Origin of the sequence: Arthrobacter sp., from assembly GCF_048266065.1 — a bacterium.
Taxonomy (GTDB): domain Bacteria; phylum Actinomycetota; class Actinomycetes; order Actinomycetales; family Micrococcaceae; genus Arthrobacter_H.
Genome location: NZ_JBLXAH010000002.1, coordinates 347,973 through 372,365, shown reverse-complemented (window position 1 = coordinate 372,365; position 24,393 = coordinate 347,973). Strand labels below are relative to the sequence as shown.

The window sequence follows — 24,393 nt, the reverse complement described above, 5'->3', positions numbered from 1 at the left end:
CCTCACGTGCACATCGTCTGGGGGAGTAGCAGCAATCGTCGTGCCCACACCACCGGCGCAGGCGCGCCTATGCGTACGCAAATACCTTACCCGGCGGTGGGGGTCCCCTGCGCGTACATCACGTCGACGTCCCAGCGGGTGAAACCGAGCTGGCGGTAGAGGCCGACGGCCGCCGTGTTGTCGGCATCCACGTAGAGCATCACCGCTGACAGCCCCCGGGAGCGCAGATGTTCGATGCCGGCAATGGTCAGGGCGCGACCGAGCCCCGTGCCCTGGGCGGAGGGCACGACGCCGACGACGTAGACCTCCCCGACCGCCTGGTGCTCCCCGGTGGTGGGGCTCTTCATGGCCGGGTGGACCTTGGTCCAGTGGAACCCGGCAATCGAGCCGTCGGCGGCCTCGGCGAGCAGGAAGCCCTCCGGATCGAACCAGTCCTCCTCCATGCGGGCCCGCAGGTCACCGGCGGTCATCGCCCCCTGTTCGGCATGGTGGGCAAAGGCAGCGGCGTTGGCGTCCAACCAGGGTTGCTCGTCCTGGCCGGGAACGAAGGTGCGCAACCGGTATCCGTCGGGCATCCTCGCAGCCGGCAGGCCGGCGTCGTGCATCAGGCGCATCTTCCACAGCTCGCGCACCGGGGCGTACCCGTGGTGCTGGGCCAGCCGGGCCGCTGCCTCGTGGTTGCCGTGGGACCAGGCCTGCAGCTGCCCGGCGGGCTTCTGCGCGGCGAGGGTGGCCAGCAGGGCGGCGCCGATGCCGTCGTTGCGGTATTCGGGGTGGACGACGATCTCCAGGGTGCCCGGCTCCCCGCCGGAGGAGACGACGGCGACGGCCACGCCGATGAGTTCGCCGGAGGGCTGGCCCTCGTCATCGGCCAGCCAGGCGGCAACGAGCAGCAGGCCGCCGTCGGCCTCGCACGTGCGCAGGTCCACCAGCGTCTGTTCGCTCAGCGGTGGGTTGCCGTCGGTGTCCTCGGCGTCGGCGGCCAGCGTGGCGATCCGCCGCAGCAGCCCGCCATCGGGGCGGCCGGTCGCGGTGGTGATGGTCCAATCGGTGCTCTGGGTCGCGCTCATGGAACCAACATAGCCGCGCTCAGCCCTCTTGTGCAGCCGGGGCCTCGTCCTCGGTGCGTGCCGGGGCGAACCGGTAGCCGACGTTGCGCACCGTGCCGATGAGCTGCTCGTGGTCGGCGCCGAGCTTGGCGCGCAGCCGGCGCACATGCACATCGACGGTGCGGGTGCCTCCGTAATAGTCGTAACCCCACACCTCATGCAGCAGCTGGTCGCGGCTGAACACGATCCCCGGATGCAACGCGAGATGCTTGAGCAGCTCGAATTCCTTGTAGGTCAGGTTCAACGGCGCCCCGTGTACGCGGGCGGTGTAGCTGGCCTCGTTGATGACGACGCCGCCGGCCCTGATCTCGGCGGCCTCCTGGTTGGCGGTCGCCGCCGACAGGGAGGTCACCAGGCGCAACCTGGCCTCGACCTCGGCCGGACCCGCCGTCTCCAGGACCACGTCGTTGGCCTGCCACAGGGCCGAGACGGCCGCCATGCCGCCCTCGGTCAGGATCAGGATGACAGGGGTCTCCACGCCGGTGCTGCGCGCCAGCTGGCACAGGGAGCGTGCGGTGGCGAGGTCCTTGCGGGCGTCGAGCATGATGATGTCGACCACGGGCAGCTGCAACAGGGTCGCCGAGGCGGCCGGCAGGATCTTCACCTCGTGCGAGAGCAGCTCCAAGGCTGGCAGCACGCCCACTGATGAGCCGGGCGCGTTCGTGAGCAACAGGATGCTGGCCATGCGGTGACGTCCTTTCCCACGCCTTACGGACCGATGCGCGACGTTGGGACCGGAAGTTGTTGACAGTATATGTGGGGTGCCCCGCCGCCCCACAGCCAGCGGCCGATGAGGCAGGATGTATGACGTGAGAACCAAAACCTTTGCCGCCGCGTCACTGCTGTCGATCGCCGCCCTCGTTGCCTCAAGTTATGCCGGTCCGGTGGCCGGCAGCTGGGCCATGTGGGCCGTGCTGTGTGTCTGCGTCGCGGTCTTCGCCCTGGGCTTTCCCCGGCTGATCGGGCTGCCGGCCCCGCTGCCGCTGGGACTCGTCATAGCGCTCGCCGGCATCGGGTCGGCGACGACTGCGGCATTGGCCGCCTCCTTGTCGCCGCTGCAATGGATGGGGTCCTTCTGCGCCGTGGGGGTGGTCCTGGTCTTTCTCACGCAGCTGTTGCGCGGCACCGGTGAGAGCCGGCGGCTCGAATCGACGCTGGGCGGGTGCGTGGGGGTTCTCATCGCTGTCTTCGGCAGCGGCTGGGTCGGGGCCGACCGGTTGGCCCCCAACGCCGCGGATGGCTCGATGATGCTCCTGTCGGGGTTCAGCCTGGCCGCAGCGGTGCTGGTCTGCTCCCTGAACTGGCCGGCCCGCATCACTGCACCGTTGGGACTGCTGGCAGCGGTCCTGGTCGGCGGCATCTCCAGCGGCCTCTCCGCCGACGTCAGCGTGCTGCCCGGTGCGGTCGTCGGCGCGGTGGTGGGCGCCGTCGTCGTGTGCCTGCGTGTGATGCTCGTCTCCGAGGCCTCGGTGCTGCGCGGCAGCACGATCGCCCCGGCCGCCCCCGGAGTCCCCGGGGCACCCACTGAACCGGTGGTCCCAGCCGACACCGAACCGGGGGACGAGGACGACGCCGCCGCGGGATCGCCGGTACCGGCCGCCACCGCCGCGAACGCCGGCCCGGCCACCGCCGTCCTTGACCCCTGGGGGGCGATTGCCGGTGGCATCGCGGCAGTGATCGCCTCCGGAGCGCTGGTCTACTACACGGAGCGGCTGCTGCTGCACTGACCCCGGTGTCCACGGTCCGTCACCGAATCCATTTCCCCTCGGCACGGCGTTAGGATGGTGGCATGGAATCGAATTACATGGCTCTCGAGATCTTCTTCATCACCCTCCTGGTGCTCGCCGGACTGGGCATGGCCGGGTTCGCGGGCCTGGTCGTCACCCGCCTGTTCAAGGGCCAGAAGTAACCAGGCCGATACTGCATGCCCATTGAGATCCCCACAGATCTGACCCCCGAGCTCGTCCCGCTCTCCTGGCTCATCGGGACCTGGGAAGGTGCCGGCCGGCTGGGCGAAGGCGAGGGCGAGGACGCCCACTTCGTCCAGCACGTCGAATTCATCGACGACGGCTCGCCGTACCTGACCTACCGGGCCGCCAGCTGGCTCAGCGACGAGCAGGGGAACAAGCTGCGCCCATTGGCGACCGAACAGGGATATTGGTCCCTGGACCGTCCCCTGCAGGATGCCGACGGCGGACCGGGCATGGTTCCCGGGGAGATCGTCCCGGCGCTGCGCTCGGCCGACGACGTCGAGGCGTTGCGGGCCCCCGAAGGCGGCTTCAACATCGTGGTGAACATCGCCCACCCGCGCGGGGTGTGCGAGCTGTACTACGGCAACATCAACGGGCCACGGATCGAATTGGCCACCGACATGGTCGTCCGCGGACCGAACTCGCGCGACTTCACCTCCGCCACTCGCATGTACGGTCTGGTCAATGGCCAGCTGTTCTGGCGCTGGGACGTCGCAGCCGGCGGCGAACCGCTGGCCGCCCATGCCTCGGCGGCCCTGGCGAAGCAGGCCTGAGATGACCTGGCGTTCACCCCTGTTGGACCGGCCCGGGGCCGTGGAGGGCACCGGCAGTGATGCCGGCGTCGCGTTGCATTACGGCGAACCGCTGCCGGAACAGCGGCGGTTGGACCGCGGGGAGGCCGTCGCGGACCTGTCCCACCGTGGTGTCGTCACCGTCACCGGCCCCGACCGCCTGTCGTGGCTGAACAACCTGTCCAGCCAGTTGCTGCTGGGCCTGGAGCCGGGACAGGGCACCGAGGCACTGTTCCTGACCCTGCAGGGACGGGTCGAGTACGACTGCCGGGTCGTGGACGACGGCGACAGCACCTGGCTGCTGGTCGAGGGCGCTGAGGCGGCCCCGCTGGCCGCCTGGCTGGATTCCATGCGCTTCATGCTCCGCGTCGAGATCCACGACGTCACGGACGACTGGGCGGTGATCGGCGCCGGGGCCCCCATTGCCTCGCTGGCCCCGCGCCTGTCCTGGCGGGATCCCTGGCCCGGAGTGAGCCGCGGCGGGTATGCCTACTCGGCGCCCGGGCACCCGGCCACCGGACGGGTCTGGATCGAATACCTGGTCCCGCGTGCGGAACTGGAGACCGCCGTCGGTGACCTGCGGCTCGCCGGGACCATGGCGGTTGAGGCCCTGCGCATCGCGGCCTGGCGGCCGCGCGTGAGCACTGACGCCGACGAGAAGTCGATTCCCCATGAGCTGGACCTTCTGCGCACCGCAGTGCACCTGGAGAAGGGGTGCTACAAGGGCCAGGAGACCATCGCCCGCGTGCACAACCTCGGGCATCCGCCGCGTCGGATCGTGTTCCTGCACCTGGATGGCAGCGTGCATACCCATCCCGCCGTTGGCAGCGAGGTGCGGCTGGGGGAGAAGGTCGTCGGCAAGGTCACCTCGGTGGCATTGCACTATGAGGCGGGCCCCATTGCGCTGGCCACCATCCGGCGCAACACCGATCCCACAGCGACACTGACCGTGCGCGACGGCGACGAGGACTACCCGGCCAACCAGGAGACCATCGTGGCCACCGATGCCGGACAGGTCGTCGGACGGGCCACAGGCTTCCTCCGCCCACCCCGGTAGGCACAGCCGGGGGCGAAGGTGCCGTGTCGGCGTCGTGCCCTCTATTGGCTGCCCAACCCGACGCGCGTGAGCGATCCGGCCAGCGCGAATCCGAGCGCATCGGCCATCAGCTGGGCTGCCTTGTTGTTGATGTCCGCCCGGAACTGCGCCACGAACCCCTCCGCCAGTGCATCGTCGGCGGCGATGGCTGCGATGTAGGTGCCCAGTCCGTGCCGACGCAACGACGGTGCCGTGAGCACCGCCAGGTCGGCGATGAGCCCCTCCCACACCGTGTAGCCGCCCCCGGAGAGGGGCGCATTCCCGTCTTCGGCGACCAGGGTGAAGGTCTTGGCCTGCTCGGAGAGGTGGACGCCGGCCAGGTCATCGCGCGGGCACAGGGCCTCGAGCTCGACGGCGGTGCCCGGCTCCTGCGAGACGAGCGTCGAGGTCGACTCCTCCACGGCGGGCGGCTGGTCCGAGTAGTACAGCAGGGATTCGCCCAGCCCGCGGGCCGCCATGTCCCCGTGGGAGCGGATCAGCCCCAGCAGCACCGACTCGGCGGCCAGTTCCTCGTCGTGGATGCCGGCGGCGGCCCGGAGCAGCCACTGCGGCCCGGCCAGCACCGAACCGCCCATGAAGCGCACGAAGGTGACAGCCGTGGCGTGCTCGTCACGGTGGTTGATGCGCACGTCCTCGGTGCCCAGGGCCACGGTGGCCAGTGCGGAGTCGGCCATGTGCAGGCGCCGAGCCCAGGCCAGGGCGATGATGGCACGCGTGCCGGTCTCCAATTCCATGCCTCCCAGCCTACTGACCTGCCCGGGAGGGGGCGGGCAGCGGCTATCCGAAGAGGACGGCTGCCTCGTCGTAGCGGTGCTGGGGGACACGTTTGAGGTTGTTCAGGGCCGCCTGGAAGGGGACACGGTGGATGTTGGTTCCGCGCAGGGCGACCATGTTCCCCCACGCCGAATCGTGGACTGCATCGACGGAGGCCATGCCCAGGCGGGTCGCCAGGACCCGGTCAAACGCGCTGGGGACGCCGCCGCGCTGGATGTGTCCGAGCACCGTGGCCCGTGATTCGATGCCCGTCTCCGCCTCGATCCTGAACGCCAGCTGCTCGCCGATCCCCCCGAGCCGGGGGCGTCCGAAGGCGTCCAGGCCGCGATCGGAGTAGGCCTCATCCGCACCCTCGGGGACGAAGCCCTCGGCGACCACGACCAGCGGTGCTCGCCCGCGGTCCAGTGCCTCACGGACCCATTCGTTGATCTGGTCCATGCTGATCCCCTGCTCGGGGATCAGGATTGCGTGGGCCCCGGCGGCCATGCCGCAGTGCAGGGCGATCCAGCCGACGTGGCGGCCCATGACCTCGGCGACCATGCACCGGTGGTGGGATTCGCCGGTGGTGCGCAGCCGGTCGATGGCCTCGGTGGCGATGGCGACCGCGGTGTCGAAGCCGAAGGTGTAGTCGGTGGCGTCCAGGTCGTTGTCGATGGTCTTGGGGACGCCGACGATCTTCAGGCCCGCGTCGGTCAGGCGCTTCGCGGCGGCCAGGGTCCCTTCCCCGCCGATGGCGACCAGGGCGTCGACGCCAAGCCGGTCCAGGGTCGCGGAGATCCGTTCGGGGCCACCGTTCTCGCCCTCGAACGGGTTGGTGCGGGAGGTGCCCAGGATCGTTCCACCCTGTTTGGAGATGCCACGGACCCGTTCGCGGGGCAGATCCACGGTGTCGCCCTCCACGACACCGCGCCAGCCGTCCAGGAACCCCACGAATTCGTGGTCGTAGCTCTTGATGCCATTCAGGACAGCCCCACGGATGACGGCGTTGAGGCCGGGGCAGTCGCCGCCGCTGGTCAGGATTCCGATGCGCATGATGATGGTGTGCTTTCGTCAGGTTCACGTCCCGGCTTCGGGACCTTGCTCGGAGCGCGACACTGAGCTCATCACCGTTGATGCTAGCAACTGGGCGGTGAGACGGCCACCACACCTGCGGCGGCGGCCGTCACATGCCGGGCCGCGGCCCGGCGGAGGGGGCGCTGGCCCTACCGGCGGGACTGGCCGCCGATGATGCGCTCCAACGGGATGGAGTCGTCGTGGAAGGGCAGCACCAGCCACAGCACCAGGTACAGCGGCAGGCCGATGAAGGGCAGCAGGAAGCTGAGCAGGATGGCGATGCGCACGATCGTCACGTCCCAGCCGGTGGCGCGGGCGATGCCGCCGCCGATGCCGGCGACCACGCGCTGGGGGCCACGGCGGAACGAGATGGAGCGGAGGGTTCGGTAGACGGATTCCATGGGGAAGTCCTTTCGGTGGGGTGCAACGGCGGTGTCAGGGGAGGACGAGGGTATCAGGAGCCGGATCCGCCGGTGCCGGCGGATCGGCGGGCGGCAATGATCCCGCCGATGATCAGGACCAGGCCCGCGCCGAGGAACAAGGCGATGGCCACTGCACTGCCGCTGAGGGTGATGTCGTAGAAGACGGACACCAGGATGAGCAGCCCCAGGGCCACGACGACAAGTCCGAAGACCAGCGTCCCCAGGGGGACGCCGCTGGGTTCGGGCGTCGGGGTGTCCCATGCGGCCGGTGCCGTCGAGGTGGCGGTGTTCTCCGTGTCGATGGGTTCGGTGGGTTGGGTGGGGTTCGCGGTTTCCGCGGGGGCCGGCTCGGGGCCGTCCTGGTCGCCGTGGGGTGCCGGGTGGGCTGTGGGGTCGCTCATGGTGTGGCCTCCTCGGAGGTGATGGTGATGGAGTTGAAGGCGCCCTCGATGTCCAGCCGCAGGACCGGGCCGGTGGCATCGGGGTTGATGTCCAGTGAGTCGTCACGGGCGATCCCCGAGTACTTCTGGACCCCGTCATTGGTGTGGACTTCCAGCGAGTAGAACGCCGAATCGCCGGTGACCTGGATGGGGACGTCGTTGGGGACGGTGATGTCGAGGCTGCTGAACACGTTGGTGACCGATAGCGTCGTGTCCTGGACCAGGTCCTGCGAATAGTGGGTCAGGTCGAGGTTGCCCTTGTTGAAGACGTAGGTGTAGTCGTTGCCGGAGCGTTCAGCCACCGGTCCGGGCCAGCCGCGGTCCGCCGAGCCGGTGAACCCCAGGCCACCGACGAGGATGGTCGGCACCAGCAAGGCGATGGTGAATCCGGTCAGGGCGCCACCGCGCAACCGGCGGATCGAGGCCCCGATGAGGCCCGCACCCAGGACCGTGGCGGCGGCTGCCAGGGCCACCGTGACCTCGCGGTCCCTGTAGTCCAGCACCGAGTTCATCGACGTCAGGATGACGGCGCCGGCGACCAGCACCGCCACGCCCAGGACGATGGCAACGGTGGGTCCCGACAGGGCGGGGCGGGGTGGCGTGTGTGGCCGGCGCGGTGCCGGCCGTTGGATGGGGGCACGCTCCGTCACCGGTGAGGCACCGGGGGCAGACGGCGCGTACGGCCAGGTGCCCCTGCCGGGTTCCGTCGGGTCGGTGGCGGGTTCGGTGCCCGGCGTGGTGGCGTCCCAGCCGGCGGGGTCCCAGGCGGCGGTCTGTGGATCGGCACCGGGTGCCGGGGCAGCCGGGGAAGCCGGGGCAGAACCGGGGGCACCGCCGTCGTTCCCTGGGTGGGAGACGCCGCGCCGGGACTGCCGCGAGGAGACGAACCAGATGACGGCGCCGACGACCAGGACGGTCCAGACGAGTTCGCCCCACCAGGAATCGCCGTCGTTGAAGCGCCAGCCGCCGAGCACCAGGGGCCCGTTGAGCAGGCCGACTGCAGCGAAGACCACGGCGCCTGTCATGCCGGAGCTCCAGTGTCCGCGCCCCGCCTCCTGGGCGTGGATGCGGCCGTCGGGACCGGGCAACAGGGCCCAGGCCGCGCCGTAGAGCAGCAGCCCGACGCCCGAGAAGATGACGATGAGCAGGACGAGCCCCCGGGACAAGGCGGTGTCGAGGCCGAAGCGCCGGCCGAGCCCGGAGGAGACGCCGCCGATCCAGGAGCGTTCGCCGCGGTGGACGCCCAGCCCCCGGATCCAGCGGAAGAAGGGACTTTCTGCAGGTGCGTGGTTCATGTCTTCCATCCTTCCGTGCGTTCGGAGCCTCCACCATCGGGGTCTGCCCTGAACGGCCCCTGATCCTGGGCGGGGGAACCCCCGGTTCCGGGCCCCGCGGTGGTGCGGCGTGCTTGGATGGACCCATGACCGAATTTCCCCCCGTCAGGCCCCCGCTGGTCCGCGCGGAACCGCGCGTGCTGGGCGGGGTATGCGCCGGGCTCGCGCTGCACCTGGGCCAGCCAGTGCGCACCATCCGGATCGGGATGGCGCTGCTGACCCTGGTCGCCGGGGCGGGAATCGTGCTCTACGCCTGGTTGTGGATCATGGTCCCGTCCCGGGAGGACGCACTGCACGACGCCGAACGCTCCCGGGCCGGCCGGCCCGTCTCCCTGGCCCGCGAGGACGGGGTCCACGGCCCGGCGGCGTCGCCGGAACCGGGATCGCCGACCGGGGCAGGGACCGGGAACAACGCCCGGGCCTGGCCGGGCGTGCGCTTCGGCGGACTGGCCGGGCGCGAGATCCTCGCCGGCGCCGGCCTGCTGCTGGTCGGGGCGCTGATCTTCGCGCAGATGCAGGGCCTGCCGGTGGCCTGGGGGTTGATCTGGCCGGCGGTGCTGATCATCGCCGGGGCCGTGCTGGCCTGGCTGCAGCTCGACGCGGGCAGCCGCAGGGGACTGCGCAAGGCCGCCGGGGCGGATCGCGCCGTCGGGGTGGTGCGGCTGGTCGGTGGCCTGGCGCTGGTGGTCCTGGGGCTGATCTTCCTGGTGTCCGGGGCGGTGAGCCTGGAGGCCCTCTGGAACGGGGCCTTCGTCGCGCTCGTGGTGCTGGCCGGCATCGTGCTGGTCCTGGCCCCGTGGGGACTGCGGTTCTGGAGGGACTATGAATCCGAACGCGCCAGCCGGATCAGGGTCGGCGAACGGGCGGAAATCGCCGCCCACCTGCACGATTCGGTCCTGCAGACGCTGGCCCTGATCCAGAAGCGCGCTGGCGACGAGGCCCAGGTCCTGCGGCTGGCCAGGGCCCAGGAGCGCGAACTGCGCCAATGGCTCTACCGCGAGTCGCCGGTGGCCGAGGGCGGCATCTGCGAGGCCATCCGCGCCGAGGCCGTCCAGCTTGAGGAATCGCATGCCGCGGTGATCGACGTCGTGGCGGTCGGTGAGCTGGAGGGCCTCGAGGGCCACGACGCAGTGGTCCAGGCGGCCCGCGAAGCCATGCTCAACGCGGCCAAACATGCTGGAGGCACCGTGTCCGTCTACGTGGAGGCCTCCGCCGGGGGAGTCGACGTGTTCGTGCGCGACCGCGGTGCGGGATTCGACCCGGAGGCGCTGCCCGGGGACCGTCTCGGAGTCAGGGAATCCATCGTCGGACGCATGCAGCGCAACGGCGGGAACGCCTCGATCACCAGCAACGCCGGCGGAACCGAAGTCCACCTGGCCATGAAACACGAGGCACCTGAGGAGCAGAACCGATGAACAGCGGCGAAACCCAACCGGCAGACCGGCAGATACGCGTCGTGGTCGTCGATGACCACGCGATCTTCCGCTCGGGGCTGAAATCCGACCTGGACTCCCGCCTGCTGGTGGTGGGGGAGGCGGCAACGGTGGAGGGGGCCATCCGTGCCGTGACCGAATTGCGGCCCGACGTCGTCCTGCTCGACGTCCACCTGCCCGGCGGACGGGGCGGGGGCGGCGCCGAGGTCGTGGCCGGCTGCGCGGGGATGCTCGGCGACGTGCGCTTCCTGGCCCTGAGCGTCTCGGACGCCGCCGAGGACGTCGTGACGGTCATCCGCTCCGGGGCGCGCGGATACGTGACCAAATCGATCTCGGGGCGGGACATCTCCGACGCCGTGGTCCGGGTGGCCGCTGGCGACGCCGTCTTCTCGCCCCGGCTGGCAGGATTCGTGCTCGATGCCTTCGGCACACAGGCCGCCGTGGGTGCCGACGACGAACTGGACCTGCTCTCGGCCCGTGAGCTGGAGGTCATGCGCCTGATCGCCCGTGGCTACACCTACAAGGAGGTCGCCAAAGACCTGTTCATTTCCGTCAAGACCGTCGAAACCCACGTCTCCAAGGTGCTGCGCAAGCTGCAGCTCTCGAACCGACACGAGCTCACCCGATGGGCGGTGGACCGCCGCATCCTCTAGGCAGCGAAATGCCCTGCGGCCACCACCACCGGTTCGATGGCGTGGCCGCAGGGCAGCGGCGTCACAGCAGAGGCGGGGTTACCGGGCCCGGCCCAGCAGGTCGGCGATGCGGGCGACGCCCTCCGCCAGGTCGTCGTCCCCCAGCGCATAGGACAAGCGCAGGTATCCCGACGGGCCGAAGGCCTCACCCGGAACGACCGCCACTTCGGCCTTCTCCAGGATCAGTGCGGCCAGGTCGGCCGAGGTGGCCGGGCGCGTTCCATCGATGTCCCGTCCCAACAGCCCCCTGACATCGGCGTAGACGTAGAACGCGCCCTTCGGGGTCGGGCAATCCACCCCGTCGATGGCATCGAGGGCAGCGACGATGGCCTGGCGCCGGCGGTCGAACGCGGTGCGCATCTCATGGACGGCGTCCAGTGGCCCGGAAACTGCGGCGAGGGCTGCCATTTGCGAGACGTTGGCGACGTTGGAGGTGGAGTGCGATTGCAGGTTCGTGGCTGCCTTGATGACATCGGTGGGACCGATCATCCAGCCCACCCGCCAACCGGTCATCGCGTAGGTCTTGGCCACGCCATTGAGGATGACCACCCGGTCGCCGAGTTCGGGGGCGGCCGTCGCGATCGAGGTGAAGACCGCGTCGTCGTAGGTCAGGTGCTCGTAGATCTCGTCGGTGACGACCCAGAGGCCCCGGGCCGCCGCCCACTTGCCGATGTCGGCCACCATCTCCGGCGGGTAGACGGCTCCGGTGGGGTTGGACGGGGAGACGAAGACCAGGACCTTGGTCCGGTCGGTAACGGCTGCCTCGAGCTGCTCGATGGTGACCAGATAGCCCTGTTCGGGGCCGGCGAAGACCTCGACCGGCACGCCCCCGGCCAGTCGGATGGCCTCCGGGTAGGTCGTCCAGAAGGGGGCGGGGACGAGGACCTCGTCGCCCGGATCCAACAAGGTGGCGAACGTGTTGTAGACAGCCTGCTTGCCGCCGTTGGTGACCAGCACCTGGGACGGGTCGACGGTGTACCCCGAATCGCGTTGGGTCTTCGCCGCGATGGCCGCCTTAAGCTCCGGCAGCCCGGCGGCGGGGGAGTAGCGGTGGAACCGCGGATCGCGGGCCGCCGCGACGGCGGCCTCCACCACGTAGTCGGGGGTCGGGAAATCCGGTTCGCCGGCACCGAATCCGATCACCGGCCGCCCGGCGGCCTTCAGCGCCTTGGCCTTGGCATCCACGGCGAGCGTGGCTGATTCGGCGATCGATCCGATGCGTCGGGAGATGCGTGACATGGGGTCGCTTCCTGGGGTCGGGGAGGGGGGCCTAACAGCTTCCAGCTTAGCGGCGTCGCGGCACGCGGCCCAGAATGAGTCCCGGCCCGGACCCGGGCGGGTCCGCCCCTGTCGGAAGCGTTCGGTTCGACTTGTGGGGGGTCGAGTGCGTAGACTAATTCCTCGGTGTTGGAATACGCCTCGATGCGGTGTGCTTGAAGGCAAGCTGCGGCGGGGAGGACCACCAATCCCAAAGGGTAGTGGCGCAATTGGTAGCGCAGCGGTCTCCAAAACCGCAGGTTGCAGGTTCGAGTCCTGTCTGCCCTGCGCAGTGGCAACCCACGCAACAGGTGTGGGGGCTCGGCGAAATCCACGTCACGGTGTGTTGTGGCCGACAGGCTGCGGTGCACCGTGATTGTTTCAAGAAGCGATGAACGCGAATCGAGGCACAGTGACCGAAGCAACAGCGGGAAGCTCCAAGGGCTCTCCCCGCGGCGGCAAGCCGGCCAAGGCCGGCGTCTTCGCGCGTCTCGCCTTGTTCTTCCGCCAGGTCATTTCCGAGCTCAAGAAGGTCGTCACCCCGACCCGCAGCGAGTTGGTGAACTACACGCTGACCGTTCTGGGGTTCGTGATCCTGGTGATGCTCATCGTCAGCGGGTTGGACCTGCTGTTCGGCAACGGCGCGATCCTCGTGTTCACGAATCCGCCGGAGCAGTAGGAACGCCCACGTCCCCGGGCGTCCGGTGGCCCGAGGCCACGCCACGAAGAAATGTTCTGGTTTACCAGTCAAAGAAAGCAGGAACCGCAGTGTCCGAGCAGGAACTCGAACCGCAGGCCAACGACGAGACCGTTGAGCAGGCAAGCGAGGCCGACGCCGTAGAGGTGTCGGCCGATTCCGTCGTTTCGGAAGAGGCATCGGCCGCCGAGGCGTCCGAGGACACCGCAGGCGACGACGTGGCGCCCGCCGCGGACGACGAGCCCGCCGACGCCCCGGCGTCCGACGTTGAAGCCGCCGAAGACGGTGCCCCGGAGCTCTCCCCCGAGGAGGCCGTCGCCGCCGCCAAGGAGGAATTCCGCACGCAGCTGCGTCGCCAGCCCGGCGACTGGTATGTCATCCACTCCTACGCCGGCTATGAGAACCGCGTGAAGGTGAACCTCGAGACCCGCGCCCAGACGCTGGGCATGGAGGAGTTCATCTACGAGATCCAGGTCCCCATGGAAGAAGTCGTGGAGATCAAGAACACCACCCGCAAGATCGTCCGCCGCGTGCGCATCCCCGGCTACGTGCTGGTGCGCATGGAACTGACCGACGCCTCCTGGGGCACCGTGCGGCACACGCCGGGCGTGACCGGCTTCGTCGGCAACGCCCACGATCCGGTGCCGCTGAGCCTGGACGAGGTGTACTCGATGCTCGAGCACACCATCGTGACGGAGGAGCCGGCACAGGCCGGTGGCTCGTCCAAGCCGGGCCGCCTGCCGATCTCGGAGGTCAACGTCGACTTCACCGTCGGCGAGTCGGTGACCGTCAACGACGGCCCGTTCGAGACCCTGCCGGCGACGATCAGCGAGATCAAGCTCGAATCGCAGCAGCTCGTGGTGCTCGTGTCGATCTTCGAACGCGAGACCCCGGTGACCCTGTCGTTCAGCCAGGTCACCAAGATCCAGTAGGGATCACCGAAGACTTCGTCTCCCGCGCGGCCGCTTTCCGCCGCGGGAAACGATCCGGCCGCCGCGCCACGGCGGCCACCAGCCCCGGACACGCTCCTGTGTTCCGTGGGAAACGCAATGAGTAGAAGGACCCGAAATGGCCCCCAAGAAAAAGGTCACCGGCCTCATCAAGCTGCAGATCCAGGCAGGTGCCGCCAACCCGGCCCCGCCGATCGGTCCCGCACTTGGTCAGCACGGTGTCAACATCATGGAGTTCTGCAAGGCGTACAACGCCGCAACGGAATCCCAGCGCGGCAACGTCGTGCCGGTGGAGATCACGGTCTACGAGGACCGCTCCTTCACCTTCATCACCAAGACCCCGCCGGCAGCCGAGCTGATCAAGAAGGCTGCGGGCGTCGCCAAGGGTTCGGCCACCCCGCACACCGACAAGGTCGCGAAGCTGAGCCAGGCCCAGGTCGAGGAGATCGCCAACACCAAGATGGAGGACCTGAACGCCAACGACATCCAGGCCGCCGCCAAGATCATCGCTGGCACCGCCCGTTCCATGGGCATCACCGTCGAGGGCTAAGACACCCCACCGTTTCCGCCACCGGCGGGAACACCCACAACATCAGAGAACGACGACGGAACCTCCATCCGGGGGATGCCACCGGCGTCGTAGTGGCAGGGTCCAGCGCGACCCACGAATGACCACGACTGCATAAGGAGAACAAGCAGATGGCAAAGCGCAGCAAAGCATTCAAGGCAGCTGTCGCCAAGATTGATGGCGACAAGCTGTACTCCCCGACCGAGGCCATTGCCCTGGCCAAGGAGACGGGTTCGGCCAAGACCGACTCGACAGTTGAGGTGGCCTTCCGCCTCGGCGTGGACCCCCGCAAGGCCGACCAGATGGTCCGCGGCACCGTGAACCTGCCGCACGGCACCGGCAAGACCGCCCGCGTGCTGGTCTTCGCCAACGGCGACAAGGCAGAAGCGGCCATCGCCGCCGGCGCCGACTTCGTGGGCTCCGACGACCTGATCGCCAAGATCTCGGACGGCTGGACCGACTTCGACGCCGCCGTCGCCACCCCTGACCTCATGGGCAAGGTCGGCCGTCTGGGCAAGGTCCTCGGACCGCGCAACCTGATGCCGAACCCGAAGACCGGCACGGTGACCATGGACGTCGCCAAGGCAGTCAACGACATCAAGGGCGGCAAGATCGACTTCCGCGTCGACAAGCACTCCAACCTCCACTTCATCATCGGCAAGGTGTCCTTCGACGCCGAGAAGCTGGCGGAGAACTACGCGGCAGCCCTCGACGAGGTCCTGCGCCTGAAGCCTTCGGCTTCGAAGGGCCGCTACATCTCCAAGGCCACCGTCGCCACCACCTTCGGCCCCGGCATCCCCGTGGACCCGAACGTGACCAAGGTCGTCACCGGCGCCTAGCGGCGGCATCGTCCGGATACCGGACGGCCTGAAGATCCCCGTCTCCTGCTCCTGCAGGAGGCGGGGATCTTCTGTTGTACCCAGCGGGTGGCGAAGTGGACCCGCCGGGCCTCTTTACGCGGCGGGACGAGGAACGTAAGCTAATGATTGACACTTCTCAATCAGTGATGCGACCCCGGTCGCTTCCCGGACCTCCCGCGGAGGAGATCATGACCAGCCAACTCACGATCGAGGACCTGCCGGTCCCCGCCACGCTCGACGCGCCAGGGGGACGGCAGTTCTTGGCCGTCCAGCAGTTGTTCCGCGATGCCGCCATCGAGGAACTGGGGCACGACGACCTGGTTTCGCCCGATGCCGTGCAGCTGGCCCGGCTCCAGCCGAGCCCCTACGGGCGCTATTTCCTGCTGGTGGCACGTTCGGGAACGGAACCGGCGGCGGCGGTCATTGCCGCCGTACTGGTCTTCCTGCCGTTGGCCGAGAACCTGAATGCCGCCGACATCGAGCTTGTTGTTGCGCCACGGTGGCGTCGGCAGGGGGTCGGGTCGCGGCTGTTGGAGCGGGCCGCGGAACGGTGCGCCCAGCAGGGGCGCACCATCCTGAACGGGTACGCCGGGTTGTCCTTGTCCAGTGGGGACTCCGTGGGGACTCCCGGGGCGGGGGTCGCGCCCGCGTCTCCGCAGTCGGGGGCGGGCTGGGTGGACGCGCACGCGCCATCGACGGCCTTCGCCATCACCCATGGCTTCACCTTGGGCCAGATCGATCGTGGCAGCCGCGTGGATGTGGGGGAGGGCGATGCCCCGAGGCTGCGGGCGCTCGAGCGCGACGCGGAGAGCGTCTCGGGGGACTACGACACCGAATCCTGGACCGGCCCCGTCCCCGAGTGGGCCGTGGAGGACTACTGCCGCATCATCGAACGGATGGACACCGATCCGCCCATGGGCGGGCTCGAGTTCGAACCGTCCCGGTGGGATGCGGCCCGGCTGCGCACCATGGAGGCCCGGCGCCGGAGGCAGGGGACGACCTCTGTCGTGACGGTGGCCCGGCATCGGGCCAGCGGTACCTTGGTGGCCTACACGGAACTGGTGGTCTTTGCCGGGAACGAAGCGGTGGCCTTCCAGGAAGGGACCCTCGTCCTGCCCGAGCACCGTGGCCACCGTCTGGGGCAGCTGGTGAAAGCCAGGAACCACCTGGGGTTGGGCCGCCTGCAGCCATCGGTGGAACGCATCTACACCTGGAACGCCGCCGAAAATGCGTACATGCTGCGCATCAACGAGGCGCTGGGGTTCACCGCCTGCCTCGTCGAGGCGGGCTGGATCCGCAAGTAGCCCCTGTCGCCGACGGGATCCGGACTCCGCGATTTTGCGGGGCCGGACCCGTCGGGCTATACTGGACGAACCAAAGACCGTCGGTCGGTGGTGCCCCATGCCAGCATGGGGAATCATCCGAAAGTCCCAGCTACTGGGCGGCCTACGCAGGTGAACGAAGTTTTCCTCCCCCTGGTGGTTCATGCCGCCCGGGATTGAGAAGCCCCGTGCATCTGCGCGGGGCGTTTTTTATGCCAGCCCTCCGGGGTTCGGGGACCGGATAGATCGACTCAGAGACAATCCCCGGAAGGAGGGTTATGGCAACGCAGATTAAGATTTCCGCAGTTGAGGAAATCACCAACGACTTCAAGGAGTCGGGCGCCGCTGTCCTGACCGAATACCGTGGGCTCACCGTTGCACAGCTCAAGGAGTTGCGCCGTTCGCTTGGTAAGGACACCAAGTTCGCGGTCGTGAAGAACACTCTGACGGGCATCGCAGCCAAGGAAGCCGGCATCGAGGCATTCGATGGCCAGCTTGCCGGCCCGACCGCCATCGCCTTCATCAAGGGCGATGCAGTGGCCGCAGCCAAGAGCCTCACGGATTTTGCCAAGTCCAACGACAAGCTGGTCATCAAGACCGGTTACTTCGAGGGCAAGGCCATGGACGCATCCGAGGTGGCCGCTTTGGCCGCACTCGAGTCCCGCGAGCACCAGTTGGCCCGCGTGGCCGGCGTCCTCCAGGCCCCGGCTTCCGCCGCGGTCCGGATCATCGACGCCCTGCGTGCAAAGCGTGAAGAAGAGGGTGGTGCAGCAGCGGCTCCGGCCGAAGCTCCCGCCGCCGAGGCCGAGGAAGCACCTGCTGCCGACGCTGCCACCGAAGAAGCCTAAGGGCCCTTCACACCACCAAACATCTCGCGGCACCCCAGCGTGCCGCCCCATGGAAAGGACGCCACATCATGGCGAAGCTCACCACCGAAGAGCTCCTTGAGGCCTTCAAGGAAATGACCATCGTCGAGCTCTCCGAGTTCGTTAAGACCTTCGAGGAGACCTTCGAGGTCACCGCCGCTGCTGTCGCCGTTGCCGGCCCCGCCGCCGGTGGCGCCGAGGCTGCCGAGGAGCAGACCGAATTCGACGTCATCCTCGAAGCCGCTGGCGACAAGAAGATCGCAGTGATCAAGGAAGTCCGCGCCCTGACGTCCCTCGGACTGAAGGAAGCCAAGGACCTCGTCGACGGCGCCCCCAAGGCCGTGCTGGAAGGCGCTGCCAAGGACGCTGCAGAGAAGGCCAAGGAGGCCCTCGAGGCCGCCGGCGCGACCGTCACGGTCAAGTAGCCTCAACGCAATTCCCGGGGAACCCCGCACACCCATCCGGTGTGCGGGGTTCCCTGTTTAAGTCCCCCCACTGGTGTCGCAGGCGTCACACTCCGCCGGGACGGCGGCCCATATTTGTTATCGTGGTAGATAACGACTTGGTAACGCACGGTGAGGTAGGGAGGTGGTGGGCATGGCCAGCGCGACGGCAACGGAGACACGCCCCACGGCCGAGGGCGCGGTCAGCAGCGCGGCGCCAACCGCCCAGAGCAGTCCGGCGCCGGCCGCCGACAGCCCTCGGCGGGGGACCCGCCTGGCACTGTTGGACGGCGTCCGTCTGCTGGCCGCGATCGGTGTCATCCTCTACCACTACACCGCTTGGCACCACGGCTACTGGGGTGTCGAGCCGGCAAAAGCGGCGTGGCCCTACCTGTCCCGGGTCACGGTATTCGGCAACATGGGTGTGCAGCTGTTCTTCGTGATCAGCGGTTTCGTCATCCTGCTCTCGGCCTACGGGAAGCGTCCGTCCCAATTCATCGGATCGCGGGTGGGGCGCCTGTTCCCCGCCTATTGGGTGGCAGTGCTGGCCACCGGAGTGCTGATCTTCTTCATTTGGCCCTCGATGGGCGAACATCTGTCCTTCGCCGACTGGGCAGTGAACCTGACCATGATGCAGAACGGCTTTGGAGTCCCCCATGTCGACGGGGTGTATTGGACCTTGTGGGCAGAGATGCGCTTCTACGGGATCGTCCTGGTCCTGATGATGCTCGGATGGGTGACCCGCAAGCGCATCCTGGCCTTCGCAGCCATCTGGCCACTCGTGGGATTCCTGGCTCCCCTGATTTCGAGCAACTTCGTCCGCCAGGCACTGATTCCGCAGCACGCTGCACTTTTCGCCGGGGGGATGTGCCTGTTCCTCATCTACCGTTTCGGCCATACCCCGCTGCGGTGGGCGGTGCTGGCTCTCAATGTCGTCCAGGCCGCCTGGCTGACAGGACGTACCGGAAGTTCGGAAGCGCTGGACCTGGTGGGCTATGCCATTCCCGAACAGGTGTATTGGGGGATCGTCGTGGGGATTTTCGCCCTGGTGGCCGCCTTGGTGTTGTCACCGCTGCGCCGGGTGAATCTCCCTGGACTGGCACTGGCAGGGGCACTGACCTACCCGATCTACCTGCTGCATGAAATCTGGGGCTGGTGGATCATCGACCAGCTCAGCGGACTGCTCCCGCGCCCTGTCGTTTTGGGCATCGCCATGGCGATCTCCGGAACGGCCGCCTACCTGGTCTACCGGTTGGTCGAGCAAAAGTTCGGACGTCGTCTGGGCAAAGCAGTCACCGCCGGGGTCGACGCCCTGGTAGCCCTCCGCGAACCGGCCCGTGAATTTGCCCATCGTGCCCGGAGGGTCGAGGACGACGGCAAACCAACCACCCGGGTGATACCGCATAACCAGGGCGGAATCACCCGGGGGCTGTAGCCGCTATTGCGGGCCTATGAGTCGCGGGACAGCAGCAGTGCCTCGCCCTGTCCGCCGCCGCCGCACAAGCTCACCGCCGCCTTGCCGCCGCCGCGGCGTTGCAACTCCAGCGCGGCGTGTAGCGCCAAACGGGCCCCCGAGGCTCCGATGGGATGCCCCAAGGCGATGGCACCGCCATGGATGTTCGTCCGTTCCAACGGGTAGTCCAGATCCTTCAGGGATTGGCAGGCGACGGCGCCGAAGGCCTCATTGATCTCGATGAAGTCCAGGTCGGAGACCGACCATCCGGCAGTGCCGAGGGCCGCGTTGATGGCGTTGGACGGCTGCGAGTGCAATGAGGTGTCCGGGCCGGCCACCTGGCCGGGAGCACCGATGACTGCGAGGATGTCCAGTCCCTTGCGGTCAGCATATTCACGGGAGGCGACGACGACGGCAGCTGCCCCATCCGAGAGGGGGGAGGAGTTCCCGGCGGTGATCGTGCCGTCCTGGGCGAAGGCAGGACGCAAGCCGCCCAGCGTGTCGGTGGTGGTCTCGGGGCGGATGCCCTCGTCCGTATCCACGATCACCGGATCGCCCTTGCGCTGGGGGACGGAGAGGGCGACGATCTCGTCGCCGAACACCCCGGATTCCCGGGCTGCGGCGGCCCGCTGATGCGAGGCCGCGGCCACCTCGTCCTGGGGGAGTCGTTCGATGCCCAGCTCGCCGTTCTTGGCTTCGGTGCTCACCCCCATGGACTGTCCGTCGAAGGCGTCGGTGAGCCCGTCATGGTCAACGGAATCGATGGCCGTGAAGCTGCCGTAGTTCCATCCCTTGCGGCTCCCGGGCAGGATGTGCGGGGCGTTGGTCATGGACTCCTGGCCGCCGGCGACGACGACGTCGGCCTCGCCAAGCCGGATGAGACGGGCGGCATCGGTGATCGCGGCCAGGCCCGAGAGGCAGACCTTGTTGATGGTCACCGTGGGCACGTTCCATCCAATGCCGGCCTTGACGGCCGACTGCCGGGCAGGATTCTGCCCGCACCCGGCCTGGACGACGTGGCCCATGATGACGGCCTGGACGTCCTCCGCCGGGACGCCGGCCTTGTCCAGGGCGCCCGTGATGGCGGCGGCACCCAGTTCCACTGCGGTGAAACCAGCCAACTGGCCCTTGAGCCGGCCGAAGGGGGTACGGGACCCGGAGATGAGGACTGCGTCGCGGGGATCGGACATGATGCGCTCACTTTCGTCGAAAGAACTCTTCCTTCCCCCAATTATCGTGACGTGGACCATAAAGACCAAAGCGCGGCAGCGGGCGAGGGGAACGCGGTGAACCGCCGGGGGAGTGTCGGCACGGAAGTGCGGAATCCCGCGGTGAACCATGGGGCGGGCAAAGTTTTTTGGCCGCGATGCGGGTCTTTTTCGACAACATCTAGTATGGTGGACAGATTCGCCCGGGTCGTGTAATGTGGATCCTTGCGTCTTCCCTCTTTCCAGTCGGCCTTCATATAGCGGTGGGCCCGATGTTTGGTGGTGTTCCGGGTTCCTCATCCCGGGCGGGGATGGCGTCGGAAACCTGACGGTCTGTGGAAGGATCCATCTTGGTCGCCTCGAGCACCTCAAATCATCAAACCGCTAGTTCGGCCCGCACCGCGGAAGCGGCAGGCCGAATCACATTCGCAAAGATCCACGAACCCCTCGACGTGCCCAATCTGCTGGCACTTCAGGTCGAGAGCTTCGACTGGCTTGTCGGCAACGAGAACTGGAAGTCCCGGCTGGAGAAGGCCCGTGCCGAGGGCGTCGCCGGCGTCGCCGACACGTCGGGCCTGGCCGAGATCTTCGAGGAGATCTCCCCGATCGAGGACTTCCAGGGCACCATGTCCCTGAGCTTCTCGGAGCCCGAGTTCGCGGACCCGAAGTACACCGAGGCCGAGTGCAAGGACCGCGACGCGACCTATGCGGCCCCGCTGTACGTCAAGGCCGAGTTCATGAACAACAACACGGGCGAGATCAAGCAGCAGACCGTGTTCATGGGCGACTTCCCGCTGATGACGGGCAAGGGCACGTTCATCATCAACGGCACCGAGCGTGTCGTGGTTTCCCAGCTCGTGCGCTCCCCGGGCGCCTACTTCGAGCGCACGCCGGACAAGACCAGCGACAAGGACATCTTCACCGCGAAGATCATCCCCTCGCGTGGTGCCTGGTTCGAGCTCGAAATCGACAAGCGCGACCAGGTCGGCGTTCGCCTCGACCGCAAGCGCAAGCAGTCCGTCACCGTGCTGCTCAAGGCCCTCGGCTGGACCGAAGGACGCATCCTCGAGGAGTTCGGCCAGTACGACTCCATCCGCGCCACCCTGGAAAAGGATGCGACGGAAACGAAGGAAGAGGCGCTGCTCGATATCTACCGCAAGCTGCGTCCGGGCGAGCCGCCGACGGTCGATGCCGCCCAGGCCCTGCTCGACAACCTCTACTTCAACGCCAAGCGCTACGATCTGGCCAAGGTCGGCCGCTACAAGATCAACCGCAAGCTCGGCGTCGAGACCCCGCTGGATTCGCCGGACGCCTCGGTGCTGAACATCGACGACATCGTCGCCATGATCAAGTTCCTGGTGGCCCTGCACGCCGGTGAAGCCACCGTGCCCGGTGTCCGCAAGGGCGAAAAGGTCGACATCCGCGTCGAGGTCGACGACATCGACCACTTCGGCAACCGCCGCATCCGCGCCGTGGGCGAGCTCATCGAGAACCAGGTCCGCACGGGCCTGTCCCGCATGGAGCGTGTGGTCCGCGAACGCATGACCACCCAGGACGTCGAGGCGATCACGCCGCAGACCCTGATCAACATCCGTCCCGTCGTGGCCGCGATCAAGGAGTTCTTCGGAACGTCCCAGCTCTCGCAGTTCATGGACCAGAACAACCCGCTCGCCGGACTGACGCACAAGCGCCGCCTGTCCGCGCTGGGCCCGGGTGGCCTGTCCCGTGACCGCGCCGGCATGGAAGTCCGAGACGTGCACCCCTCGCACTACGGACGCATGTGCCCCATCGAGACCCCCGAAGGCCCGAACATCGGCCTGATCGGTTCGCTGGCAACCTACGCCCGGATCAACAACTTCGGATTCATCGAGTCCCCCTACCGCAAGGTCGTCAACGGCAAGGTCACCGACCAGGTCGACTACCTCACCGCGGACGAGGAGCTCGAGGCGATCATCGCCCAGGCCAACGCCCCGATGACCGAAGACCTGCACTTCGTCGAGGACCTGGTCCTCTGCCGTGAGCGTGGCGGCGGCGGCGAGCCCGTGCTCGTCGAGCCGGCCGAAATCGACTACATGGACGTTTCCCCGCGACAGATGGTCTCCGCGGCCACCGCGTTGATCCCGTTCCTGGAGCACGACGACGCCAACCGCGCCCTCATGGGTGCGAACATGCAGCGCCAGGCCGTGCCGCTACTGGCCTCCGAGGCGCCCCTGGTCGGCACCGGCATGGAGAAGTACGTCGCGGTCGACGCCGGTGATTCCATCACCGCGGCCAAGCCCGGCGTGGTCACCGAGGTCTCCGCCGACCTGGTCACCGTCATGAACGACGACGGCACCGAGTCCGCGTACCCGATCATGAAGTTCGCGCGCTCGAACCACGGCAACGCCTACAACCAGCGTGTCCGTGTCGCCGAGGGGGATCGCCTGGAGTACCAGTCGATCATCGCCGACGGCCCGTCCACCGACAACGGTGAGCTGGCCCTTGGCAAGAACCTGCTCGTGGCCTTCATGTCCTGGGAAGGCCACAACTTCGAGGACGCGATCATCCTCTCCCAGCGCATGGTCTCCGACGATGTGCTGACCTCGATCCACATCGAGGAGCACGAGGTCGACGCACGCGACACCAAGCTCGGCGCCGAGGAGATCACCCGGGACATCCCGAACGTCTCCGAAGAGGTCCTGGGCCAGCTCGACGAGCGCGGCATCATCCACATCGGTGCCGAGGTCGAGGCCGGGGACATCCTGGTCGGCCGTGTCACCCCGAAGGGCGAAACGGAACTGACCCCGGAAGAGCGCCTGCTGCGCGCGATCTTCGGCGAGAAGTCCCGCGAGGTCCGCGACACCTCCCTGAAGGTGCCGCACGGCGAGTCCGGAACCGTCATCGGCGTGCGCATCTTCGAACGCGACAACGACGACGAGCTGCCCCCGGGCGTGAACCAGCTGGTTCGCGTCTACGTGGCGCAGAAGCGCAAGATCACGGACGGCGACAAGCTCGCCGGACGCCACGGCAACAAGGGCGTCATCTCCAAGATCCTGCCGATCGAGGACATGCCGTTCATGGAGGACGGCACCCCGGTCGACGTCGTCCTGAACCCGTTGGGTGTTCCTGGCCGCATGAACGTCGGCCAGGTGCTGGAGATCCACCTCGGGTGGGCCGCCAAGCAGGGCTGGAAGATCGAAGGCGAGCCGGACTGGGTCAAGGACCTGCCGAACCTGCCGCGCGAATCCGGTCCGACCACCGTCTCCACTCCGGTGTTCGACGGCGCACACGAGGACGAGATCCGCGGACTGCTGGACCACACCAACGTCACCCGTGACGGTGAGCGCCTGATCGGCAACTCCGGAAAGGCCCGCCTGTTTGACGGCCGCTCCGGCCAGCCGTTCCCGGACGAGGTGTCCGTGGGCTACATGTACATCCTGAAGCTCCACCACCTGGTGGACGACAAGATCCACGCCCGCTCCACCGGCCCGTACTCGATGATCACCCAGCAGCCGCTGGGTGGTAAGGCACAGTTCGGTGGCCAGCGCTTCGGTGAGATGGAAGTCTGGGCCCTCGAGGCCTACGGCGCCGCCTACACGCTGCAGGAACTGCTGACGATCAAGTCCGATGACATCCATGGCCGCGTGAAGGTCTACGAGGCCATCGTGAAGGGCGAGAACATCCCGGAACCGGGCGTTCCGGAGTCCTTCAAGGTGCTCATCAAGGAAATGCAGTCGCTGTGCCTGAACGTGGAGGTCCTCTCCACCGACGGCAATCCCATCGAGATGCGGGACTCGGACGAAGAAGTGTTCCGGGCTGCGGAAGAGCTGGGCATCGATCTCTCCCGTTCGGAGCCGAGCTCCGTCGACGAGGTTTAGCACGACGGGCGGTGGCC

Annotated in this window: 23 protein-coding genes and 1 tRNA gene; 15 read left to right on the top strand and 9 right to left on the bottom strand. The window is 67.9% G+C overall.

Annotated elements, in window-relative coordinates; all coding sequences use genetic code 11:
* Positions 1 to 86: 86 nt before the first annotated feature.
* The gene (gene mshD / locus ACN0TP_RS04840) at positions 87 to 1,070 is read right to left on the bottom strand and encodes a mycothiol synthase (protein ID WP_417217280.1); all 984 of its coding nucleotides are present in this window, start codon (positions 1,068 to 1,070) and stop codon (positions 87 to 89) included.
* A gap of 19 nt (positions 1,071 to 1,089) precedes the next feature.
* Positions 1,090 to 1,794: a winged helix-turn-helix domain-containing protein gene (locus ACN0TP_RS04835; RefSeq protein WP_417217278.1), complete on the bottom strand. Its 705-nt coding sequence runs from the start codon at positions 1,792 to 1,794 to the stop codon at positions 1,090 to 1,092.
* Positions 1,795 to 1,918: 124 nt separating this feature from the next.
* On the opposite strand from ACN0TP_RS04835, the gene ACN0TP_RS04830 reads away from it, so the two are divergent.
* The 3 genes from ACN0TP_RS04830 to ACN0TP_RS04820 all read left to right on the top strand — a co-directional run bounded on the left by ACN0TP_RS04830 (position 1,919) and on the right by ACN0TP_RS04820 (position 4,708).
* Positions 1,919 to 2,836 (top strand): permease, encoded by a 918-nt coding sequence (locus ACN0TP_RS04830; RefSeq protein WP_417217277.1) that lies wholly within the window; start codon positions 1,919 to 1,921, stop codon positions 2,834 to 2,836.
* Between the two features lie 197 nt (positions 2,837 to 3,033).
* Entirely contained in the window at positions 3,034 to 3,633 is a 600-nt protein-coding gene (locus tag ACN0TP_RS04825; protein ID WP_417217275.1) for an FABP family protein, read from the top strand.
* A gap of 1 nt (position 3,634) precedes the next feature.
* Positions 3,635 to 4,708 (top strand): YgfZ/GcvT domain-containing protein, encoded by a 1,074-nt coding sequence (locus ACN0TP_RS04820; protein WP_417217273.1) that lies wholly within the window; start codon positions 3,635 to 3,637, stop codon positions 4,706 to 4,708.
* Positions 4,709 to 4,749: 41 nt separating this feature from the next.
* On the opposite strand, the gene ACN0TP_RS04815 is transcribed toward ACN0TP_RS04820, so the two are convergent.
* From ACN0TP_RS04815 to ACN0TP_RS04795, 5 genes are all read right to left on the bottom strand, one after another.
* On the bottom strand, positions 4,750 to 5,481 hold the full coding sequence (locus tag ACN0TP_RS04815) for a GNAT family N-acetyltransferase (protein WP_417217271.1): 732 nt from the start codon (positions 5,479 to 5,481) through the stop codon (positions 4,750 to 4,752).
* A 43-nt stretch (positions 5,482 to 5,524) separates the two neighbouring features.
* Positions 5,525 to 6,553 (bottom strand): 6-phosphofructokinase, encoded by a 1,029-nt coding sequence (locus tag ACN0TP_RS04810; RefSeq protein ID WP_417217269.1) that lies wholly within the window; start codon positions 6,551 to 6,553, stop codon positions 5,525 to 5,527.
* 170 nt (positions 6,554 to 6,723) lie between these two features.
* A complete protein-coding gene (locus ACN0TP_RS04805; RefSeq protein ID WP_417217267.1) occupies positions 6,724 to 6,975 on the bottom strand; it encodes a PspC domain-containing protein in 252 nt (83 codons plus the stop codon).
* Between the two features lie 53 nt (positions 6,976 to 7,028).
* A complete protein-coding gene (locus ACN0TP_RS04800) occupies positions 7,029 to 7,397 on the bottom strand; it encodes a hypothetical protein (RefSeq protein ID WP_417217266.1) in 369 nt (122 codons plus the stop codon).
* On the bottom strand, positions 7,394 to 8,731 hold the full coding sequence (locus ACN0TP_RS04795) for a PspC domain-containing protein (RefSeq protein ID WP_417217264.1): 1,338 nt from the start codon (positions 8,729 to 8,731) through the stop codon (positions 7,394 to 7,396). The genes ACN0TP_RS04800 and ACN0TP_RS04795 overlap by 4 nt, the downstream gene beginning before the upstream one ends.
* Before the next feature lie 125 nt (positions 8,732 to 8,856).
* Here ACN0TP_RS04795 and ACN0TP_RS04790 point away from each other — a divergent pair, with 125 nt between their 5' ends.
* Both ACN0TP_RS04790 and ACN0TP_RS04785 read left to right on the top strand, forming a co-directional pair.
* On the top strand, positions 8,857 to 10,185 hold the full coding sequence (locus ACN0TP_RS04790) for a PspC domain-containing protein (protein WP_417217262.1): 1,329 nt from the start codon (positions 8,857 to 8,859) through the stop codon (positions 10,183 to 10,185).
* Positions 10,182 to 10,856, top strand: a complete 675-nt coding sequence (locus ACN0TP_RS04785; RefSeq protein WP_417217261.1) for a LuxR C-terminal-related transcriptional regulator — start codon at positions 10,182 to 10,184, stop codon at positions 10,854 to 10,856. Before ACN0TP_RS04790 ends, ACN0TP_RS04785 begins: the two co-directional genes overlap by 4 nt.
* Before the next feature lie 78 nt (positions 10,857 to 10,934).
* Here the strand turns inward: ACN0TP_RS04785 and ACN0TP_RS04780 are convergent, their stop codons facing one another.
* A complete protein-coding gene (locus tag ACN0TP_RS04780; protein ID WP_417217260.1) occupies positions 10,935 to 12,134 on the bottom strand; it encodes a pyridoxal phosphate-dependent aminotransferase in 1,200 nt (399 codons plus the stop codon).
* 233 nt (positions 12,135 to 12,367) lie between these two features.
* Here ACN0TP_RS04780 and ACN0TP_RS04775 point away from each other — a divergent pair.
* The 9 genes from ACN0TP_RS04775 to ACN0TP_RS04735 all read left to right on the top strand — a co-directional run bounded on the left by ACN0TP_RS04775 (position 12,368) and on the right by ACN0TP_RS04735 (position 19,293).
* Positions 12,368 to 12,440, top strand: a tRNA-Trp gene (locus ACN0TP_RS04775).
* A gap of 124 nt (positions 12,441 to 12,564) precedes the next feature.
* Positions 12,565 to 12,831: a preprotein translocase subunit SecE gene (secE, locus tag ACN0TP_RS04770; RefSeq protein WP_417217258.1), complete on the top strand. Its 267-nt coding sequence runs from the start codon at positions 12,565 to 12,567 to the stop codon at positions 12,829 to 12,831.
* A gap of 89 nt (positions 12,832 to 12,920) precedes the next feature.
* Positions 12,921 to 13,781 carry a transcription termination/antitermination protein NusG gene (nusG, locus tag ACN0TP_RS04765; protein WP_417217256.1) on the top strand — a complete coding sequence of 287 codons (861 nt, stop codon included), beginning with the start codon at positions 12,921 to 12,923 and terminating at the stop codon, positions 13,779 to 13,781.
* 136 nt (positions 13,782 to 13,917) lie between these two features.
* Positions 13,918 to 14,349 carry a 50S ribosomal protein L11 gene (gene rplK, locus ACN0TP_RS04760; protein WP_343900046.1) on the top strand — a complete coding sequence of 144 codons (432 nt, stop codon included), beginning with the start codon at positions 13,918 to 13,920 and terminating at the stop codon, positions 14,347 to 14,349.
* A 149-nt stretch (positions 14,350 to 14,498) separates the two neighbouring features.
* Complete coding sequence (gene rplA, locus ACN0TP_RS04755) at positions 14,499 to 15,206, top strand: 50S ribosomal protein L1 (protein WP_417217254.1); 708 nt, start codon at positions 14,499 to 14,501, stop codon at positions 15,204 to 15,206.
* 209 nt (positions 15,207 to 15,415) lie between these two features.
* The gene (locus ACN0TP_RS04750) at positions 15,416 to 16,531 is read left to right on the top strand and encodes a GNAT family N-acetyltransferase (RefSeq protein WP_417217252.1); all 1,116 of its coding nucleotides are present in this window, start codon (positions 15,416 to 15,418) and stop codon (positions 16,529 to 16,531) included.
* A gap of 296 nt (positions 16,532 to 16,827) precedes the next feature.
* Positions 16,828 to 17,397 (top strand): 50S ribosomal protein L10, encoded by a 570-nt coding sequence (rplJ, locus tag ACN0TP_RS04745; protein ID WP_417217250.1) that lies wholly within the window; start codon positions 16,828 to 16,830, stop codon positions 17,395 to 17,397.
* 68 nt (positions 17,398 to 17,465) lie between these two features.
* A complete protein-coding gene (rplL, locus tag ACN0TP_RS04740) occupies positions 17,466 to 17,840 on the top strand; it encodes a 50S ribosomal protein L7/L12 (RefSeq protein WP_372697007.1) in 375 nt (124 codons plus the stop codon).
* 172 nt (positions 17,841 to 18,012) lie between these two features.
* Positions 18,013 to 19,293, top strand: a complete 1,281-nt coding sequence (locus ACN0TP_RS04735) for an acyltransferase family protein (protein WP_417217248.1) — start codon at positions 18,013 to 18,015, stop codon at positions 19,291 to 19,293.
* Positions 19,294 to 19,307: 14 nt separating this feature from the next.
* Here ACN0TP_RS04735 and ACN0TP_RS04730 read toward each other — a convergent pair whose 3' ends face one another.
* Complete coding sequence (locus ACN0TP_RS04730) at positions 19,308 to 20,501, bottom strand: acetyl-CoA C-acetyltransferase (protein ID WP_417217246.1); 1,194 nt, start codon at positions 20,499 to 20,501, stop codon at positions 19,308 to 19,310.
* Between the two features lie 368 nt (positions 20,502 to 20,869).
* On the opposite strand from ACN0TP_RS04730, the gene rpoB reads away from it, so the two are divergent.
* Entirely contained in the window at positions 20,870 to 24,376 is a 3,507-nt protein-coding gene (gene rpoB, locus ACN0TP_RS04725; RefSeq protein WP_417217245.1) for a DNA-directed RNA polymerase subunit beta, read from the top strand.
* Positions 24,377 to 24,393: the final 17 nt, after the last annotated feature.

Excerpts from the sequence above, each read along its gene's own strand:
- ACN0TP_RS04795 (WP_417217264.1), bottom strand. The coding sequence starts at position 8,731 with ATGAACCACGCACCTGCAGAAAGTCCCTTCTTCCGCTGGATCCGGGGG.
- ACN0TP_RS04785 (WP_417217261.1), top strand. The coding sequence starts at position 10,182 with ATGAACAGCGGCGAAACCCAACCGGCAGACCGGCAGATACGCGTCGTG.
- ACN0TP_RS04835 (WP_417217278.1), bottom strand. The coding sequence starts at position 1,794 with ATGGCCAGCATCCTGTTGCTCACGAACGCGCCCGGCTCATCAGTGGGC.
- rplJ (WP_417217250.1), top strand. The coding sequence starts at position 16,828 with ATGGCAACGCAGATTAAGATTTCCGCAGTTGAGGAAATCACCAACGAC.
- rplA (WP_417217254.1), top strand. The coding sequence starts at position 14,499 with ATGGCAAAGCGCAGCAAAGCATTCAAGGCAGCTGTCGCCAAGATTGAT.
- rplL (WP_372697007.1), top strand. The coding sequence starts at position 17,466 with ATGGCGAAGCTCACCACCGAAGAGCTCCTTGAGGCCTTCAAGGAAATG.
- rplK (WP_343900046.1), top strand. The coding sequence starts at position 13,918 with ATGGCCCCCAAGAAAAAGGTCACCGGCCTCATCAAGCTGCAGATCCAG.
- ACN0TP_RS04730 (WP_417217246.1), bottom strand. The coding sequence starts at position 20,501 with ATGTCCGATCCCCGCGACGCAGTCCTCATCTCCGGGTCCCGTACCCCC.
- ACN0TP_RS04805 (WP_417217267.1), bottom strand. The coding sequence starts at position 6,975 with ATGGAATCCGTCTACCGAACCCTCCGCTCCATCTCGTTCCGCCGTGGC.
- ACN0TP_RS04780 (WP_417217260.1), bottom strand. The coding sequence starts at position 12,134 with ATGTCACGCATCTCCCGACGCATCGGATCGATCGCCGAATCAGCCACG.
- ACN0TP_RS04750 (WP_417217252.1), top strand. The coding sequence starts at position 15,416 with ATGACCAGCCAACTCACGATCGAGGACCTGCCGGTCCCCGCCACGCTC.
- ACN0TP_RS04825 (WP_417217275.1), top strand. The coding sequence starts at position 3,034 with ATGCCCATTGAGATCCCCACAGATCTGACCCCCGAGCTCGTCCCGCTC.
- ACN0TP_RS04800 (WP_417217266.1), bottom strand. The coding sequence starts at position 7,397 with ATGAGCGACCCCACAGCCCACCCGGCACCCCACGGCGACCAGGACGGC.
- ACN0TP_RS04735 (WP_417217248.1), top strand. The coding sequence starts at position 18,013 with ATGGCCAGCGCGACGGCAACGGAGACACGCCCCACGGCCGAGGGCGCG.
- mshD (WP_417217280.1), bottom strand. The coding sequence starts at position 1,070 with ATGAGCGCGACCCAGAGCACCGATTGGACCATCACCACCGCGACCGGC.
- ACN0TP_RS04815 (WP_417217271.1), bottom strand. The coding sequence starts at position 5,481 with ATGGAATTGGAGACCGGCACGCGTGCCATCATCGCCCTGGCCTGGGCT.
- ACN0TP_RS04790 (WP_417217262.1), top strand. The coding sequence starts at position 8,857 with ATGACCGAATTTCCCCCCGTCAGGCCCCCGCTGGTCCGCGCGGAACCG.
- ACN0TP_RS04810 (WP_417217269.1), bottom strand. The coding sequence starts at position 6,553 with ATGCGCATCGGAATCCTGACCAGCGGCGGCGACTGCCCCGGCCTCAAC.
- ACN0TP_RS04820 (WP_417217273.1), top strand. The coding sequence starts at position 3,635 with ATGACCTGGCGTTCACCCCTGTTGGACCGGCCCGGGGCCGTGGAGGGC.